Below are 16,886 nucleotides of genomic sequence, written 5' to 3' on the forward strand. Positions count from 1 at the left end.
TTGCCGCTGGGCCGCCCAGCGTAAAGCGCCCGGGCCCGTGCGGGTCTGCTGGCGCTCAGCGATGGCGCAGCAGGGCGTGCTCGCGGGCCATGGTCAGGACCGGGCCGATTCGCCCGGCACGGATCAGTTCGCTGCAGTGCTTGCCGACGAATTCCACCCGCGGCGTGCGAAACCACTGCACCACCCGATCCAATTCGCCGGCATTGATCGACCAGGCGTGGTAGACCGCCTCGCCCAGCTCCTCCACGCCAATCAGCCCGAGTTCGCGGATCTGTTCGGGATCGAGCGCGAACATGTCCAGGACCTTGCCCGCATTGTCCGGCGTGACATGGCCGGTGCGCACGTGCCTTGCCAGCCCGGCGCCGTAGGCGATCGACGCCACCCACGCAGACTCGGCACGGCGCATCCCCTTGATCAGCGCGCCGACGAGTTGGGAATGGGTGGTCATGCCTGCACTATGCGGCGGCGCTAGAGCAGGCTCAATCGGGATCTCCCCGACTCTGCGCAAGAAAATTCAGAAGCCGGGAGGCCGGCGGGCCTCGGTACGCCGCAACACCATCACCGCCGCGCCGGTGTCCACCCCGCAGCGGCCGCTTCATTCACCGAACAGAAGAAGCGCTCGCCCTTCGCCGGCGAGATGCGCGTCTTTGCATAATCGCGCTGGCCCGGCATATGAAAGATCTTCTTGCCGTCACTGGAGATATTGCCCTTGATCCTGCAGTTGATTGGCGCCGATGCTGCAACCTGGCGCGTGGTTGCTGTCCGCGCCTTCTTGTCGCGGCGGTAGTCTGCCGGCATCTGAAACGCGCCCTGCCAGAGATTGCGGCGCTGCTGCTGCGCGAGGCGCTCGTCTACCTCGAACGCGGTAGCGTATTGACGATAGGCGACCGCCCAGCCAGAGCGCACCATCCAGGCATTGACGGACTGCCCCTGCACGAAGCATTCGGCGACCCTGCGGCCATAACGATCGGTATCTTTCGGCTGGCAATGCACGGTCTTGTCCAGCAGATAGCCATCCAATGCCGCTGCAGCGCGGCGGCCGCACGGCCAGGCGCTGCCATCGTGTGCGCTGCACTGTTGCGCGCTCTCCGGCGCATCGATGCCCCACAGACGGATGCGCTGATGGGCAACGGTGATGGTGTCACCATCGGTCACCGTTGCACGACCAACCAGCTCTGCAGCACTTACAGGTAAAGCAATAAGCACCAGTACCGACAACACCCAGCATTTCAACAACTTCAACAACTTCAACAGCCACTTCCTTTCCAATCGGCAGACTGCGCTCCGCGTGTCTTGCCTTAGTGCCACTGCAGCCGGTCGGCCTGGTCAAGCATTCCATCGAACCTGACATCTGCGCCGGCAACCAATGCCAGCGCAGGGGCGGGCACTGTATGCCAATCCATCCGCGATGCCCATCCTTTTTGCTCGTTCTTTGTGCAGGCTTCAGATGTCTTCCATGCGCAGAGCGGGCACGCAGTGTGATGGATGGCGCGCAGGCAGATAAGCGCGCTCTGTCGCTATTGATGACACGCGAAAATTCGCTGGAGGATATTCAGCCGAAGCAATGACCAGACGGGTGCCAGAGGCGAACTTCATCAGCATGCACATTGCGCCGCTCGTTGCGCACGATGCGTCATGTACAGCGCGGGACGCTGCCAACACCGAACGCGCGATGACCAACGTCGATGCGCTGTGGCTCAGAGTGATGCGCAATCGCGTAGCGCCGATCACCTGATCACCGGCTGCATCAATCGGGGAGAGTGAACTGCGGAGCGATGCGCTCGGCAAGAAAACGTGCCGGATATGGAGCGGGCGATGGGAATCGAACCCACGTCAGTAGCTTGGGAAGCTACAGCTCTACCATTGAGCTACGCCCGCCTGGCGCTGACAGAGTTTATGCGGGCGCAGGTGTCCGGCGCAATGTGCGCAGATAGAACGAGGGCCGGTTGCCCGGCCCTCAGATGTTGCGTGTGAGTTATCTGTGGCTTGCCGCGCCTCAGAAGTTGCCGCTGAAGTTCACGAACAAGGTCGCGTCGCGGGCGCTACGCTGGGCGGTGGTGGTGCTCAGGCCGATGTTGCTCTGCAAGCCCCACAGCCCGGTGCGGGCACCCAGCACGACAGTGGCGTAGTTGCGATCGAAGTTCTGGCCAGGAACGGTGTACATGCCCACTTCCGGCATCGACTGCAGCCAGGCGCTGGCTTCGCCGCCGTCCTTGAACTCGTGGTCGTAGGTTGCCTGCAGGTACGGCTTGACCATGGCGCCGTCCAGACGCACCTGGAAGCCAACGCGGCCCACCAGCGAATCGATGTCCTGATTGGCGTAGCCCAGCGCGGTGGCGCTGTCGTTGCTTTCGGTATAGCCGTCGAGCTTGATCTTCTGCCAGGTCAGGCCGGCCACCGGGCCGTACTTGAGGTTGCCTTCGCCCAGCGAATACCCGGCGTTGAGGGCGGCGGTGAGGTTGCTGCCGTCGGGGGAGCCGCTGTGCACGCGGGTGGCTGGCCCAAGCTGGACTTCGCGGTCCACGTCGTAGCTCAGCCAGCTGTAGCTGACCTGCGCATTGACCCACACCGGGCCGGTGTACCAGCCGAAGAAGCCGCCCAGGGTGGTGTCGTCCTGCTTGAAGCTGCCGTTGCGGTTACCGAAGTCGGCGTCCATGCGGCCGAAACCGGCAAAACCACCGAACACCAGGTCGCCTGCAGTCCAATCCACACCGAACAGGCCGGCCGGCGCCATGCCGTCGTACAGGTCCGCGTGGTCGTAACGCTGCATGTCGCCGCGCACGCTGCCCCACCAACGCATGCCGTCGGCGTCCGGCTTGCCGTCCAGATGCCAGGCCACCTGATCGGCGCGCGCGCGGCCGCCGGCCTGCGCCGAATGCGTCAGCACCTGCTGCAGACGCGGCGCTTCCAGCAACGAGATGGCGTATTCGCCCAGGATCTGGTGCACCGCCGTGGTCGGGTGGATGCCATCGGCGAACACATAGGTGTTCTGCGCATTGGCGGCGACCAGGCTGGTCGGGTTACAGGCCGGCAGCGGCACGGCCGGGTTGCAGGCGGTGCTGGTGACATTGCTGAAACCATAGGTGCCCGGGTTGGCGACGATTTCCTGCAGCATGTGGAAGGTGTCGACCGGAATCACGCGCAGGCCAGCGGACTGCAGGCCATTGAACAAGGCGGTGTTATAGGCCGTGGCCGCAGCGGTGCCCTGCGCCATTCCCACGGCGCCGCCGGCGCGGAAGCGCGGGGTGAGGCCGACGTCCGGAATGGTCGGCACCATGACGTAACGCGCACCGGCATTCTGCAAGGTGGCCACGGCACCGACCTGGGCGGTGACTGCGCTGCCGATGATGGCCTGGGCCTGGGCCGGAGCGAGGGACGCGGCGAGCAGGTCGTTGGCGCCGCCCCATACGGTGTACAGCGCATTGGGGTTGGCACGGCCGCCGTTGGCGGTGAGATAGGTGTTGATCTGGCTGGTCACCGACGGCGCAGCGCCGAGTGCGCTGACCGAGCTGGCCTGGATGCGCGCACCGCCGGCAGCGTAGTTGTCGCCGGTCTGGCCGTTCCCGTTGGGCGCGGCATTGGTGCCGAAATGGTCGCCGACATATTCGGCCCACACCCAACCCGGGTTGGTGGTGAACTTGCCGGTGACCGCGCGCGAAGCGGCCGGCAGCAGCGGGTTGTAATACCCGCTGTCGGTGAGGCTGTCGCCGAAGAACACGGTCTGGTCGAAGGCCGACTCGGCCATGGCCGGGGCGGCCGCAATAGCGATGGCCATAGCCATCAGGGAGCGGATCGGGCGAAGTGTGGAAGCCATCGGAATGCCTGCTTGAAGTGAGTGGGACCGGACCGGCGTGCATACGTACGCTGGCGAATGGCACATGGTTTCACCCTGGCCGCCCGCGCTCACGCTGCATTGCCGCATAACGCAAAAACGCGCGCCGGAGCGGCACGCGATGCAACAATGATGACATGAACATCCAACTCAACGGCACCCCGCGCACGCTTCCGGACAATTTGCCGCTGGCCACCCTGCTGGAGCAGGAAGGCCTAGCACAACGCCGCGTCGCGGTAGAGGTCAATGGCGAAATCGTGCCGCGCGGACGGCATGCAGATCACGCATTACGCGAGGGCGATGTGGTGGAAATCGTGCACGCGCTGGGCGGCGGCTGATGCGCCGCGCAAGCCGGCGCATCCGCGTCCGATCGGTGATAATTGGCGCATGACGAATCCCGCCCCCTCTGATGCGCTGGTCATCGCCGGCAAACACTACCGTTCGCGCCTGCTCACCGGCACCGGCAAGTTCAAGGACCTGGACGAAACCCGCCTGGCCACCGAAGCCGCCGCAGCCGAAATCGTCACCGTCGCCATTCGCCGGGTGAACATCGGCCAGGACCCCAACGCACCCAGCCTGCTGGATGTGCTGCCGCCGGAGCGCTACACGCTGCTGCCCAACACCGCCGGCTGCTACACCGCCGAAGAGGCGGTACGCACCTGCCGGTTGGCGCGCGAACTGCTGGACGGCCACAACCTCACCAAGCTCGAAGTGCTTGGCGACGAGAAGACGCTGTACCCGGATGTGGTGCAGACGCTCAAGGCTGCCGAACAACTGGTCGCCGATGGTTTCGAGGTGATGGTCTACACCTCCGACGACCCGATCCTGGCCAAGCGCCTGGAAGAGATCGGCTGTGTGGCGGTGATGCCGCTGGCCGCGCCGATCGGCTCGGGACTGGGCATCCAGAACAAGTACAACCTGCTGGAAATCATCGACAACGCCAAGGTACCGATCATCGTCGACGCTGGGGTGGGCACCGCCTCGGATGCGGCAATTGCCATGGAGCTGGGCTGCGATGGCGTACTGATGAACACCGCCATTGCCGGTGCGCGCGACCCGATCCTGATGGCCAGCGCGATGCGCAAGGCGATCGAGGCCGGACGCGAGGCGTTCCTGGCCGGGCGGATTCCGCGCAAGCGCTATGCATCGGCGTCGAGCCCGGTGGATGGTGTGATTGGATGAGTGGGCGGTCTGCGTTGACATTGCGGCCGAGGCGCAATGATTGGCAGTGCGGAGTGCCGGATATGACCGCTGCCAGATCGCGCGTTGCTGCGAGCGCCACCTCGCGCCGTACCCTCACCCCAACCTCCGCTCCGCGCCCTGGCCCGTGCCTGCGTCGCGGGCGCTCCCAGGCACGCGCGCCCATGGCGCGCAAACTGTGCCTCCTCGCTCCGGTGGGAGAGGGGCTTTCGTTTTGCCGATGACTTAATTCATGACTGATCCTTTCACCAGCGACGGCGCCAAGATGCCGCCCAAGCCCTTCACCATCGAAGAGGGCCGCCGGCAGGTGCGCAGCTTCGTGCTGCGCCAGGGCCGTTTCACCCCCGCGCAGCAACGCGCCTTCGACGACCTGTGGCCGCGGTTCGGGCTGGACTACACCGGTGCGCCGCGCGATCTGGCTGCCACCTTCGGACGCGATGCGCACAAGGTGCTGGAGATCGGCTTCGGTAATGGCGCCGCGTTGCGCTTTGCCGCGCAGCAGGACCCAAGCCGCGATTACATCGGCATCGAGGTGCATGCTCCTGGCGTGGGCCGCCTGCTCAACGCGCTGGACGAAGACGGCAGCACCCATGTGCGCCTGTATCACCACGACGCGGTGGAAGTGCTGGAACACGAAATCGCCGACGGCGCGCTGGACGAAGTGCGTATCTATTTCCCCGATCCATGGCACAAGAAGCGGCACAACAAGCGCCGCCTGATCCAGCCGGCATTCGCGCAGTTGCTGGTGCGCAAGCTGCGCGAGGGCGGCCGCCTGCATGCGGCCACCGACTGGGCCGATTACGCCGAACAGATGTGGGACGTGCTCGATGCCACCCCGGGCCTGGTCAATCGCGCCGGCCCGCGCGGCCACGTCGAACGCCCGGCCTGGCGCCCGCAAACCCACTTCGAGACGCGCGGCCAGAAGCTTGGGCACGGTGTGTGGGATTTGCTTTATGACCGGGATTCGGGAATCGGGAATCGGGAATCGCAAGGGCAACTGCCCGCGTCGCCCGGATAACCCACAGCGCCCGCAATTTTCGCTCTGCCAATTCCCCATTCCCGACTCCCCATTCCCGGCCCCCAATGGACACCGCGCTGACGCTGACCAACGATATGAAGCTCGTCCTCGGGCTGGTCGGTTTCACGATGGCGATGTTCCTGTTCGAGCGCATTCGCGCCGACGTGGTGGCATTGATCGTGCTGGTGGTCTTGGGCGTCACCGGACTGGTGGCGCCGGAAGAATTGTTCGGCGGGTTTTCCGGTAATGCGGTGATGAGCATCATCGCCACCACCATTCTGGGCGCGGGGCTGGAGCGCACCGGCGCGTTGAACCGGTTGGCCAGCTGGCTGTTGCGGCGTTCGCACGGCAGCGAGCAGCGCCTGATGATGATGACGCTGGCCATCTCCGGCTTGAACTCCTCGTTCATGCAAAACCCCTCGGTGATGGCGTTGTACCTGCCGGTCGCCTCGCGCCTGGCCGCACGCACCGGGCTCACCTTGCAGCGCATGCTGCTGCCGATCGCCGCGGCCATCGTGATGGGCGGCGCGCTCACCATGGTGGGCAATTCGCCGCTGATCCTGCTCAACGACCTGCTGGTCTCGGCCAACAACAACCTGCCCTCGGGCATGGCCAGCATCGAGCCGTTGACGATGTTCGCGCCGCTGCCGATCGGCGTGGCGCTGCTGATCGCCGCACTGCTGTACTTCCGCTTCTACGGCGACCGCAAGCTGATCGAAGAAGAACGCCTGATCAACGAAGGCGTGACGCCTTCGCGCACCGAAAGCTATTTCGCCAAGACCTACGGCATCGACGGCGATGTGTTCGAGCTGACCGTCACCGCCGAAAGCCCGCTGGTGGGCATGACCCTGGGCGAGGCCGAAGCCTTGCACGATGCACCGTTGCTGCTTGCGCTCAAGACCGGTAACGACACCCGCCTGGCACCGCCGGCCGATATGCGCATCTGGGTCGGCAGCGTGCTCGGCGCGATGGGCCCGCGCCAGGAAGTGGCCGACTTTGCGCAAAACCAGTTTCTGCGCATGTCCTCGCGCCTGCGCAACCTGGGCGATTTGTTCAATCCCAGCCTGGCCGGTATTTCCGAAGCGTTGATTCCGCCGAACTCGCGGTTGATCGGCAAGAGCGCCGGCGAATTGCGCTTGCGCAAGCAGGCGGGCATCAGCCTGTTGGCAATCAACCGCGACAAGCAGGTCATCCGCGAAGACGTGCGCAACGTGCCGCTGCGCGCCGGCGACATGCTGGTCTTCCACAGCATCTGGCAGGACTTGGTGCAGGCGGCGGAAAGCCGCGATTTCGTGCCGGTGACCGACTTCCCCAAAGGCGAGCAGCGTCCGCACAAGTTCAAGATCGCGATGGCGATCTTCGCCTTCACCATCCTGATCGCACTGACCTCGCGCCTGCCGGTGGCGCTGACACTGATGACCGGCGTGGCCTGCATGCTGGTCAGCGGCGTGCTGCGCATGGACGAGGCCTACGCCTCGATCAACTGGAAGACCATCTTCATGATGGCCGGGCTAATTCCGCTGGGCTGGGCCATGGACAGCAGCGGCACCGCGGCCTGGGTTGCCGGCCACACCATCGACCGCCTGCCCGAAGGCGTGCCGGTGTGGGCGCTGGAAATCAGCCTGGCACTGTTGACCACAGCTTTTTCCTTGGTGATCAGCCACGTGGGCGCGACCATCGTGATGGTGCCCATTGCGGTCAATCTGGCGCTGGCCGCCAACGGCAACCCCACCGCGTTCGCGCTGATCGTGGCGTTGTCGGCGTCCAACAACCTGATGACCGCGTCCAACCCGGTGATCTCGATGGTGGCCGGCCCGGCCAACTATCAACCGCGCGAGTTGTGGCGCGTGGGCGCACCGCTGTCGCTGATCTACATCGTGGTGATGGTATCGGTGATCAACCTGATGTTCTGGTGGGCGGCGCGCTGATCCGGCGTTGCGCTTTTTTCGAGCGGCCGACAAAGCGTCATCGGCAATCGTTGCTGGCGCTTACCCCAGCAGCACCTGCTCATCTTCAACCCGCACCGGCACCGCAAACAGCGATTGGCCGCGGCATGGGCCGCTGACGCATTCGCCACCGCTGAGTTCGAAGGCCGCACCGTGCGCGGCGCAGACCAACTGGCCTTCCTTGGTCTTCAGGAACTGCCCCGGCGCCCAGTCCAGCCGGCGGCCGGCATGCGGGCAGATATTCAACCACGCACGGACCTGGGTGCCTTCGCGATACAGCACCAGCGATTCGGCACCGCTCTCCAGCAGTGCTTCCACTTCCAGAAACCCGGCATCGGGAATCTGCGTCAACGTGGCAAGCGTGGTGGGCGATGGCAACGACATGCAGGGGACCGGGCAACGATGGCGATGGGCCTGGATTGTGGCATGCGCGCCTGGCCAATACGGGGAGCCTCAGACGGCGACTGCGGGACAACGCCATTGCCCAGCCAACCGGCCACAACTGGCCGTATAAGACGTCATCAACGCCTGCCGCACGTGATCGTCTTCGCAAATTGCAGTGTCAATTAACGAACTTTTCACTCAATGACATGAAACCGCAACGATACTGCGCGCTCGTTTCCTGCCCGGCAGCCCACCGCCATGCCCGCACGCCTCTTCCAATTCGGCAACTTCCATCACCTGTTTGCGCCGCGCAAGCCGCGTCACCCATTGGTGCGCGTTGCCGCCGGCCTGGCTGGTCTGGTGATCCTTGCGGTGCTGATCTTCTTCAGCGTGTTCGTTGGCGCAGCGATGATCCTGGGCGGCATCGCCTGGAAGCTGTTGAGCAAGCCGAACCGCCGCACGCCGCAGCAGGCACGCGTGGTCGACGCCGAGTACCACGTGGTGCGCAAGCCCGCGTTGCCGTTGTCGCACTGACACCTGGCTGACTACATTGCCGCGCCGCGGTCTCGACCTGCGCAGCAGTTGCGGGGGTTGGCCGATGCCTGCATCGATGATGATTTGATTCCAGCACGCCACACCTGGCGTGCGATGGCTTGCCGCGCGTTGAGCAGTGCCATGTCGCCGGGTGCTGCGCTGCGCTGATGGGCTACAGGCGCATTGGGTGCTGCTTCGAGCACCAGTTCACCGCCCTGCGCGCACGTCTTCTCACTGCCGCATCAATGCACACCGCGCTCGCATCGAACGCCAGCGGCGCACTGCCAGCTCTGTAGTGGGTTCGCAATCGTCTGGTTGTACCCATTGCCACTCACGCGTCGACGCTTCAGAGGCCTCGCAGCGCTGCCAAATCGGCCATGTCATGCACTGGATGCAAGCGTCATGGTTCCGTCGTACACAGGCGAACCGCTAGACTCACCTGCCCGTATGTTGAGGATGCGCGCATGACCCACGATGTGATTCCCGCCGCCGATGTTCCGCGCATTCCTGTGGTGGGTGGTGGTAGTTTTCCGGTGCATCGCATCTACTGCGTGGGGCGCAACTTTGCCGACCATGCGCGCGAGATGGGCGCCACCGCACCAGCCTCCAAGGCCGAGCGTGGCCAGCCGACCTTTTTCATGAAGCCTGCCGATGCCATCGTGGTCGGCCACGGCGACCACATTCCCTACCCGCCCGGCACCAAGGAACTGCACCATGAAGTGGAACTGGTGGTGGCGCTGGGCAGCGATGCGCCGGCCGGCGAGTTGCCGGTTGAACAGGCCGAGCGCCTGATCTACGGCTACGGCGTGGGCCTGGATCTGACCCGTCGCGACCTGCAGGCCGCGGCCAAGGCCAAGGGCTTGCCGTGGGATATCGCGAAGGGCTTCGATCACTCCGCACCGATCAGCGAGCTGGTGCATGCCGGCGAAGTCGGCGCGTTGGAGGCGCTGAATCTGTCGCTGGAGGTCAACGGCCAGGTGCGTCAGCAGTCGTTGCTGGATCAAATGATCTGGAACGTGCCGGAGATCCTGCATGAGCTTTCCAAACTCTATGCACTGCGCGCAGGCGACCTGATCTTCATGGGCACGCCGGCCGGCGTCGGCCCGTTGCTGCCGGGCGACCAGTTCAGTGCGCGCCTGGAGAACGTCGCCGAGCGCCACGGCATCATCGCGGGCTGACATCGAGCCGGCTACGATCGGGCTGCGGCAGTTGGTCCGCGACCGCAGTTGGAGTGCACTATGGGAATGGTCAGCGAATTCAAGCAATTCGCAATGCGCGGCAATGTCATCGACCTGGCGGTCGGTGTGGTCATCGGTGCGGCGTTCGGCAAGATCGTCACCGCGCTGGTGGAGAAAATCATCATGCCGCCGATCGGTTGGGCCATCGGCAATGTGGATTTTTCGCGCCTGGCGTGGGTACTCAAGCCGGCCGGCGTCGATGCCACCGGCAAGGAAATCCCGGCCGTTGCCATTGGCTACGGCGATTTCATCAACACCGTCGTGCAGTTCCTGATCATCGCTTTCGCGATCTTTCTGGTGGTCAAGTTGATCAACCGCGTGACCCATCGCAAGCCGGACGCGCCGAAGGGCCCGAGCGAAGAAGTACTGCTGCTGCGCGAGATTCGCGACGCGCTCAAGAACGACACGCTCAAGCCGCCGGGCGCGCTGTAAGCGGGCACAACCAACTGGCGCATCCTGTGGCGCAACTTCGCGCAGAAGGATGACCTTTCGCACGCAGACGGGGGACCTGGCGCTGATAAGCTCGGGGTCCCCTTGTCGTTGGAGCCGCCCTGCATGCGTCGTCTCGCTGTTGCCATCTCTGCCCTACTCGCCTGCTCCTCCGCACTCGCCGCGCAGACCAGCATCCCCGACAGCGCATTGCGTACCGCAGCGCAGCTACGCGAGCAGGCGCTGGCAGACAACACCGGCTTTTCGGTGGTCCAATCGTTGACCACCGAGGTGGGCCCGCGCATTGCAGGTGGCGAAGCAGACCCACGTGCGGTGGCCTGGGCCAAGGCGAAATTCGCTTCACTGGGTTTCGACAAGGTATGGACCGAGCCGGTGACCTTTCCGAAATGGGAGCGTCGCAGCGAACACGCTGTCGTGATCGGGGCGCATGCGCAGCCGTTGACCATCACCGCATTGGGCGGCAGCCCGGGCGGCACCGTCGAGGGCGAGGTGGTGCGTTTCGAAACGCTGGCTGCGTTGCAGGCCGCGCCAGCCGGCTCGCTGGCCGGCAAGATTGCCTTCGTCGATTACCAGATGGTCAAGGCGCGCGACGGCAAGGATTACGGCAATGGCGGCGCCGTGCGCAGCAAGGGGCCGTCCGAAGCGATCCGCAAGGGTGCCATTGGATTTGTCATGCGCTCGGCCGGCACCGACTCGCACCGCGTGCCGCATACCGGCATCACCCGCTTCGATGAGGGCCTGACGCCGGTGCCGGCTGCAGCGCTGTCGGTGCCCGATGCCAACCAGCTCGCGCGGCTCACCGCATTGGGCAGCACGCGCGTGCGCCTGAAGTTGGATTGCGGCTGGGACGGCACGGCCACCTCGTACAACGTGATCGGCGAAATCACCGGGCGCAGCAAGCCCAAGGAAGTGGTGGTGATCGGCGGACATCTGGATTCATGGGATCTGGGCACCGGCGCCATCGACGACGGCGCCGGCGTGGCGATCACGATGGCTGCCGGCCACCTGATCGGCCAACTCAAGCAGCCACCCAAGCGCACCATCCGCGTGGTGGCCTTCGCCAACGAGGAGCAAGGCCTGTACGGCGGCAAGGCGTATGCCGCCGCGCACGGCACCGATGCCAAGGACATGGCACTGCATCAGATCGGCGCGGAAAGCGACTTCGGCGCCGGACGCATCTATGCGTTCAACACCGGCGCGGCCGCACCGGACGACTCGCGTGCAGCGACCAGGCAGATTGCCGAGGTGCTGGCACCGCTGGGCATCGCGTATGAACCGGGCAAGGGCGGCCCCGGCCCGGATGTCGGGCCGATTTCCGCCAAGGGTGGAGCCTGGGGGTGGCTGGCGCAGGATGGCACCGACTACTTCGACCTGCACCACACCGCCGACGACACGCTGGACAAGATCGACCCCAAGGCGCTCGCGCAGAACGTGGCCGCCTACACCGTGTTCGCGTATCTCGCCGCAGAAGCCGATGGCGATTTCGGCAGCCGCGCGAAGAGCGTGCAACCGCCGAGCGAGTGAGTGGCCAGGATGATGCGGGGCATGCGCCGAACGCTCGATTCGGCCGTGATTTGCCGGTTTTCAAGCGCCAGGCGCATGCAGGAATCGCACGATGCCTGGCGCTGCTGCTTGCGCAGAACGGCGCGTTCGTCTGGCAAGTGCGCAGTTGCGATGAAGCGGCTGCCACTGGCCGCGGGTCGTACCGGGTAGAGGCACATCACTTGCTCGGCAGCGGTGCGTAGGCGGTGGATTCGGCGATGACCGGCAGCCGCCGCTGGTACTGCGTCAGGTGATGGGTCGGTTGTTTTTCGTGGTCGCTTCACACGTCGAACCGGTAGCGCGCCCATTCGCTCTTACTCCAGGATGAGCACACACAATGGTGGCCAAGCGCCAACGCAGTGCGAACAATGCGGCGACGTTGTTGGATGTCGCCAAACACGCCGGCGTCTCGCCGATGACCGCTTCGCGTGTGATCAACCGTCACCCGCATGTGGGCGAAGCGATGCGCGCGCGCGTGGAGGCCTCGGTACAGGCATTGGGCTACCGGCCCAACCTCGCCGGCCGCTCGTTGCGGACCAGCGGGCTGCTGCGTATCGGCGTGCTGTACAGCAACCCGAGCGCCGCATACCTCAATCAATTCATGCTCGGCCTGCTTGAGCAGAGCAGCCTCACCGGCAGCCAGGTCATGGTGGAGAAGTGCGGCGCCATCCGCAGCCAGCGTGCGGCCACCGAGCGCCTGCTCGCTGCCGGCGTCGATGGGGTGATCCTGCCACCGCCGTTATGCGACTCGCGCCAGACCATCGCCGAACTCGATGCGCGCGGCATTCCGGTCGTGGCGGTGGCCAGCGGCGCACCGATGGCGCAAATCAGCTCGGTGCGGATCGACGACTACCAGGCCGCACGCGCCATCGTCGACCACCTGATCGAGCTCGGGCATCGTCGCATTGCGTTGATCAAGGGCGACCCCAAACACACCCCGAGCGCACTGCGCGCCAACGGCTATCTCGACAGCCTGCACGCTGCCGGCGTGTCGGTCGCAGATGGCTTGATCGCCGAGGGCCTGTTCACCTATCACTCCGGTCTTCTGGCCGCACGCAGCCTGTTGGCGCAGCGGCCACCACCCACGGCGATCTTCTGCAGCAACGACGACATGGCGGCCGCAGCGGTGGCGGTCGCGCACGGACTGGGCTTGCGCGTGCCCGAAGATGTCTCCATCGCCGGCTTCGACGATACGCCGGTGGCCACCACCATCTGGCCCGAACTCACCACCGTGCACCAACCGGTCACTGCGATGGGTCGTGCTGCTGTGTCACTGCTGGCCGACGCGGTTCGTCAACGCCGCAAGGGCGACACCGCACCCGGCGTGCATCAGGTGATGAAGTACACGCTGGTCAAGCGTGGCTCGACGGCAGGGCCGCCGAAGACATAGCGCCACAGCGCGCCATCACCATCCCGGTTCGGCATAGACGCATCACCTCAATCTATGCGCACGCTGCGCCGTCGCGGCCGACCGCTGCCGTTTCAACAGCAATCAGACTGACAGTTGCAGCATTCAACTGCCGGCGTGATTGCGCAGACGCCCGCCCAATCACGCAAAAAAAACGGCCACATCGCTTCCCGACGATGTAGCCGAATGGGAGGGTATTCGACGTCACCGCCGAACGTACTGCAGCGCCGTATCAAACGGCGACGGGAAGAACGCGCAACGACCGCTTGGAGAGGAAGGAGGACAACCGCATGTGCGGCACGGCGCGGGGACGCACCGTGCGGTACATCAGTGTCTTGCATCAGTGCATGGCATCAGAAGCGCAAGCGCAGACCCGCGTAGTAGCGACGCTCGAAGATATTCTGGTCGAAGTAGTGATTGGTCCACTGCGCGTAACGGCGTTCGCTTTCGCCAGTCAGGTTGGTGGCCTGGGCGTACAGGGTCAGGTGATCGTTGACGTCGTAGCTCAGCGACGCGTCCAGGTAGCCGACGTCGTCGTTCCAGATCGCCAGCTCGTCGCCCCATGCGGAACTGTTGACCTGACTGAAGCGCTTGCTGCGCCAGTTGTAGGCCACGCGCGCCTGCAGCTTGTCCTTCTGATACCACAGCACCGCGTTGGCCTGGTGCTTGGAGTTGTCGCCGATCGGCAGCGTGTTGCCGTCGATATCGGTGTTGTCGGTATCGGCATCGGAGAAGGTGTAGTTGATGTTGGTGCCGAAGCCGCTCAGCCAGCCCGGCAGGAAATCGAAGGCCTGCTGGTAGCCGATTTCAAAGCCCTTGATCTTGCCTCCGCCGCCATTGACGATGCGCTCGACCGGGCCGCCCGCGCGCACGACGCCATCGGCATCGGGCAAGGCTTCGATATTGGTGACGGTGGTGGGGAACGACTTCACGTCGATCAGAAACGCACCCACGCTGATCAACGAGGCATCGGCGAAATACCATTCCCACGAGGCGTTGTAGTTGGTGGCGCGGTACGGATCCAGATCCGGATTGCCCGAACGGCCATTGAGGAACAGCACCGCATCCGATGGCAGCGACGGATTACGCGGCGGCGTGCCGTTGACCGCATAGAAGCTCACCAGACCACGGCCCAGATCGGGCAGGTCCTGACGCGCAACCGCCTTGTTGTAGGCGAAACGCAGCTTCTGCGCGTCGGTGACGTCCAGCGACAGGTTCGCGCTGGGCAGCACATCGGTGTACTGGCGATTGAGACGGTTGGTGCCGATCGCGGGACTGACGCCGTTCCATTCGACATTGCCGATATAGACGTTGCCGCTGCTCAGGTACTGGTCGATCGCCAGCTTGGTCTGCACGATGCGCGCGCCGATGTTGGCCGTCCACGGCACGCGCGTGCCGGTACCGCCTTCCAGGTTGGCCATGAAATAGGCCGAGCTGGTTTTTTCGGTGACCTGGTAGGAATCGGCTGCCTGCTGATACGCCACGTTGCCCGGATACAGGCTGTTGAGATAAGCAACCGGGTCTTTCATCGCCTGTGGGTTGATCGCCGGTAGGCCCTGACTGCCCAGGCCGGTGACCTTGAGCGGATCGAAGTCGTTGAAATACGCCCAGTAGCCGGGAATCGCATTGAACGGCAGCAAGCGCGCTTCGGACACGCCGCTGCAGGTATCGACGATCAGCGGATCCTTGTAGTAGTACAGCGAACGGTTCGGGTCGGCACAGCTGGACGACACCGGCGACAGATACCGATAGGTGTCGAGCTTGAAATCGCGCTCACCGTAGCGAATGCCGAACTGGAAGCCGCGTACCACGCCCTCGTCGAACTCGAAGGTGCCATCGGCGCGGAACGCGTCCATCTTGGCGTCGATCTTGTTGCCCTGCGCCCAGGTGGACATCAGCTGCCAATTGTCTGGATTGGACACATCGGTCGCGAGGTTGACCGCCGGGTAGGTGCCGCGAAAATCCACCGATGCATCCACGGTGGGCAGGCCATTGACGTTAGCCCACTGGGTCACGCCGCCGGCACGTGGGATCTGGTCGCCGCGCGTCACTGCTGCATCGGCACGCGCTTCGTCGTAGGTACGCTGCGCATCGCCATGCACCCAGCGGAACGAGGCACGGAATGGGCCGCCGTCGTCGTAACGCAATTCCAGATTGGTATTGAGCGCATCCGAATCCGCCACCCCGGCCATCGAATGCGCCTGAAAGCGGTTGTAACGAAAATTGCCGTACTCCAACACGCCGTTGGGATCGACCACAGATCCCGGCTGCAACTGATTGGTCGCCCAACCGGTGTGCAGCTGCGCGGCAACCGAGGTGTCGTGGTCTTCCAGCTTGGTGTAGGCCGCGTCCGCCAACACGGTCCACGAATCGTTGATGTTGAACTGGAACGAGCCATTGATGCCGGTGCGCTGGCGATCGGTGCTGCGGTTATCCAGTTCGGTCGCCACCCAGTTGTAGAAGTAGTCGCGCGGCAGGTTGCCCGGGTCGGTATTGCTGCCGATACGTCCATCGCCGTTGAAGTCGAAGCCGACGTTCTGTTCGGTGGATTTCTGTGCGCCGTTGGAATATACGCTGGGGTGCTTGTTTTCCAGCGTGGCATCCGAATACGACACCGCCAGCAACGCGCCCCAACGCGCGGTGCGAAAACTGGCCAACCCCGAATACAACGCGTTGGCTTTCTGCACGCGGTCGCCGTACGAGCCTTCGGCCTGGCCGCTGAAGGTCCAGCCTTCCGGCAGATCGAATGGGCGCCGCGTCTTCAATGAGACCGTGCCGCTGATGCCGCCATCCAGATCGGCGGCAGTGGGCGACTTGATCACGTCCACGCCACTGAACAGCGTGGGTGGAATGTCCACGAAATCCGGCTGCGCGCGGCCGATGTTCGGCTGACCATATTGATCGCCGCCGCCTGCACTCAGGTACAACTCGCCGTTCATGGTGGTCTGCACCTGCGGCATGCCGCGGATATTGAGCTGCGAACCTTCGCCGGCCGACCGCCGGATCTGCACGCCAGGCACGCGCTGCAACGAATCGGTGATGGTGACGTCGGGCAATTTGCCGATGTCTTCGGCAGAAATCGAATCGATGATCTGCGCCGCGCTGCGCTTGTTCTCGATAGCTTCGGCCTGCGCGCCGCGCACGCCCTTGACCATCACCTTGTCCAGTTCGGTGACGCCTGGAGCGGTGGCGATGTCTTGCGCGCTTGCGCCGCCGGCAAGCAGGGTGAGCGCAGCCGCGAGCGCGGCGGCCAACGGGGTATGGCGGGTATTCGAATGCAGCTTGTTCATGGTCCCCTCCCAGGGATGACAAATCCACGACCGTTTCGACTGGC

General features: G+C 64.5%; 14 protein-coding genes and 1 tRNA gene. 9 read left to right on the top strand and 6 right to left on the bottom strand.

The genetic code is table 11. From position 1 onward, the window contains the following. Nucleotides 1–55: 55 nt before the first annotated feature. From J7396_RS09260 to J7396_RS09275, 4 genes are all read right to left on the bottom strand, one after another. Nucleotides 56–448 (bottom strand): hypothetical protein, encoded by a 393-nt coding sequence (locus J7396_RS09260; protein WP_008576845.1) that lies wholly within the window; start codon nt 446–448, stop codon nt 56–58. Between the two features lie 110 nt (nt 449–558). Continuing rightward, a complete protein-coding gene (locus J7396_RS09265) occupies nt 559–1,251 on the bottom strand; it encodes a thermonuclease family protein (RefSeq protein WP_209261340.1) in 693 nt (230 codons plus the stop codon). Nucleotides 1,252–1,804: 553 nt separating this feature from the next. After that, a tRNA-Gly gene (locus J7396_RS09270) sits at nt 1,805–1,878 on the bottom strand. A gap of 118 nt (nt 1,879–1,996) precedes the next feature. Beyond that, nucleotides 1,997–3,781 carry an autotransporter domain-containing esterase gene (locus J7396_RS09275; RefSeq protein WP_014090904.1) on the bottom strand — a complete coding sequence of 595 codons (1,785 nt, stop codon included), beginning with the start codon at nt 3,779–3,781 and terminating at the stop codon, nt 1,997–1,999. Between the two features lie 188 nt (nt 3,782–3,969). Here J7396_RS09275 and thiS point away from each other — a divergent pair, with 188 nt between their 5' ends. The 4 genes from thiS to J7396_RS09295 all read left to right on the top strand — a co-directional run bounded on the left by thiS (nt 3,970) and on the right by J7396_RS09295 (nt 7,978). Then, complete coding sequence (gene thiS / locus J7396_RS09280) at nt 3,970–4,170, top strand: sulfur carrier protein ThiS (RefSeq protein WP_008576838.1); 201 nt, start codon at nt 3,970–3,972, stop codon at nt 4,168–4,170. 49 nt (nt 4,171–4,219) lie between these two features. Next, on the top strand, nt 4,220–5,014 hold the full coding sequence (locus tag J7396_RS09285; protein ID WP_011348384.1) for a thiazole synthase: 795 nt from the start codon (nt 4,220–4,222) through the stop codon (nt 5,012–5,014). 250 nt (nt 5,015–5,264) lie between these two features. Beyond that, entirely contained in the window at nt 5,265–6,050 is a 786-nt protein-coding gene (trmB, locus tag J7396_RS09290) for a tRNA (guanosine(46)-N7)-methyltransferase TrmB (RefSeq protein ID WP_008576835.1), read from the top strand. A gap of 65 nt (nt 6,051–6,115) precedes the next feature. Further along, nucleotides 6,116–7,978 (top strand): SLC13 family permease, encoded by a 1,863-nt coding sequence (locus tag J7396_RS09295; protein ID WP_209261341.1) that lies wholly within the window; start codon nt 6,116–6,118, stop codon nt 7,976–7,978. A 60-nt stretch (nt 7,979–8,038) separates the two neighbouring features. Here the strand turns inward: J7396_RS09295 and J7396_RS09300 are convergent, their stop codons facing one another. Next, nucleotides 8,039–8,380 (bottom strand): Rieske (2Fe-2S) protein, encoded by a 342-nt coding sequence (locus J7396_RS09300; protein WP_209261342.1) that lies wholly within the window; start codon nt 8,378–8,380, stop codon nt 8,039–8,041. 258 nt (nt 8,381–8,638) lie between these two features. On the opposite strand from J7396_RS09300, the gene J7396_RS09305 reads away from it, so the two are divergent. The 5 genes from J7396_RS09305 (at nt 8,639) to J7396_RS09325 (ending at nt 13,534) form a co-directional block, all read left to right on the top strand. After that, a complete protein-coding gene (locus tag J7396_RS09305; RefSeq protein WP_057681802.1) occupies nt 8,639–8,914 on the top strand; it encodes a hypothetical protein in 276 nt (91 codons plus the stop codon). A 464-nt stretch (nt 8,915–9,378) separates the two neighbouring features. Continuing rightward, nucleotides 9,379–10,092, top strand: coding sequence for a fumarylacetoacetate hydrolase family protein (locus J7396_RS09310; RefSeq protein ID WP_008576826.1), 714 nt, complete (start codon nt 9,379–9,381; stop codon nt 10,090–10,092). A gap of 60 nt (nt 10,093–10,152) precedes the next feature. Beyond that, on the top strand, nt 10,153–10,584 hold the full coding sequence (gene mscL / locus J7396_RS09315) for a large-conductance mechanosensitive channel protein MscL (RefSeq protein ID WP_003487203.1): 432 nt from the start codon (nt 10,153–10,155) through the stop codon (nt 10,582–10,584). Nucleotides 10,585–10,707: 123 nt separating this feature from the next. After that, nucleotides 10,708–12,126, top strand: a complete 1,419-nt coding sequence (locus tag J7396_RS09320; RefSeq protein ID WP_209261343.1) for a M28 family peptidase — start codon at nt 10,708–10,710, stop codon at nt 12,124–12,126. Nucleotides 12,127–12,481: 355 nt separating this feature from the next. Beyond that, on the top strand, nt 12,482–13,534 hold the full coding sequence (locus J7396_RS09325) for a LacI family DNA-binding transcriptional regulator (RefSeq protein ID WP_008576822.1): 1,053 nt from the start codon (nt 12,482–12,484) through the stop codon (nt 13,532–13,534). A gap of 371 nt (nt 13,535–13,905) precedes the next feature. Here the strand turns inward: J7396_RS09325 and J7396_RS09330 are convergent, their stop codons facing one another. Beyond that, entirely contained in the window at nt 13,906–16,842 is a 2,937-nt protein-coding gene (locus J7396_RS09330) for a TonB-dependent receptor (protein ID WP_209261344.1), read from the bottom strand. Nucleotides 16,843–16,886: the final 44 nt, after the last annotated feature.

Source organism: Xanthomonas sp. A1809, from assembly GCF_017746015.1.
GTDB lineage: Bacteria > Pseudomonadota > Gammaproteobacteria > Xanthomonadales > Xanthomonadaceae > Xanthomonas > Xanthomonas euvesicatoria.

Coding starts and splice junctions, on each gene's coding strand:
- J7396_RS09260 (WP_008576845.1), bottom strand. CDS start 448: ATGACCACCCATTCCCAACTCGTCGGCGCGCTGATCAAGGGGATGCGC.
- J7396_RS09275 (WP_014090904.1), bottom strand. CDS start 3,781: ATGGCTATGGCCATCGCTATTGCGGCCGCCCCGGCCATGGCCGAGTCG.
- thiS (WP_008576838.1), top strand. CDS start 3,970: ATGAACATCCAACTCAACGGCACCCCGCGCACGCTTCCGGACAATTTG.
- J7396_RS09285 (WP_011348384.1), top strand. CDS start 4,220: ATGACGAATCCCGCCCCCTCTGATGCGCTGGTCATCGCCGGCAAACAC.
- trmB (WP_008576835.1), top strand. CDS start 5,265: ATGACTGATCCTTTCACCAGCGACGGCGCCAAGATGCCGCCCAAGCCC.
- J7396_RS09295 (WP_209261341.1), top strand. CDS start 6,116: ATGGACACCGCGCTGACGCTGACCAACGATATGAAGCTCGTCCTCGGG.
- J7396_RS09300 (WP_209261342.1), bottom strand. CDS start 8,380: ATGTCGTTGCCATCGCCCACCACGCTTGCCACGTTGACGCAGATTCCC.
- J7396_RS09305 (WP_057681802.1), top strand. CDS start 8,639: ATGCCCGCACGCCTCTTCCAATTCGGCAACTTCCATCACCTGTTTGCG.
- J7396_RS09310 (WP_008576826.1), top strand. CDS start 9,379: ATGACCCACGATGTGATTCCCGCCGCCGATGTTCCGCGCATTCCTGTG.
- mscL (WP_003487203.1), top strand. CDS start 10,153: ATGGGAATGGTCAGCGAATTCAAGCAATTCGCAATGCGCGGCAATGTC.
- J7396_RS09320 (WP_209261343.1), top strand. CDS start 10,708: ATGCGTCGTCTCGCTGTTGCCATCTCTGCCCTACTCGCCTGCTCCTCC.
- J7396_RS09325 (WP_008576822.1), top strand. CDS start 12,482: ATGGTGGCCAAGCGCCAACGCAGTGCGAACAATGCGGCGACGTTGTTG.
- J7396_RS09330 (WP_209261344.1), bottom strand. CDS start 16,842: ATGAACAAGCTGCATTCGAATACCCGCCATACCCCGTTGGCCGCCGCG.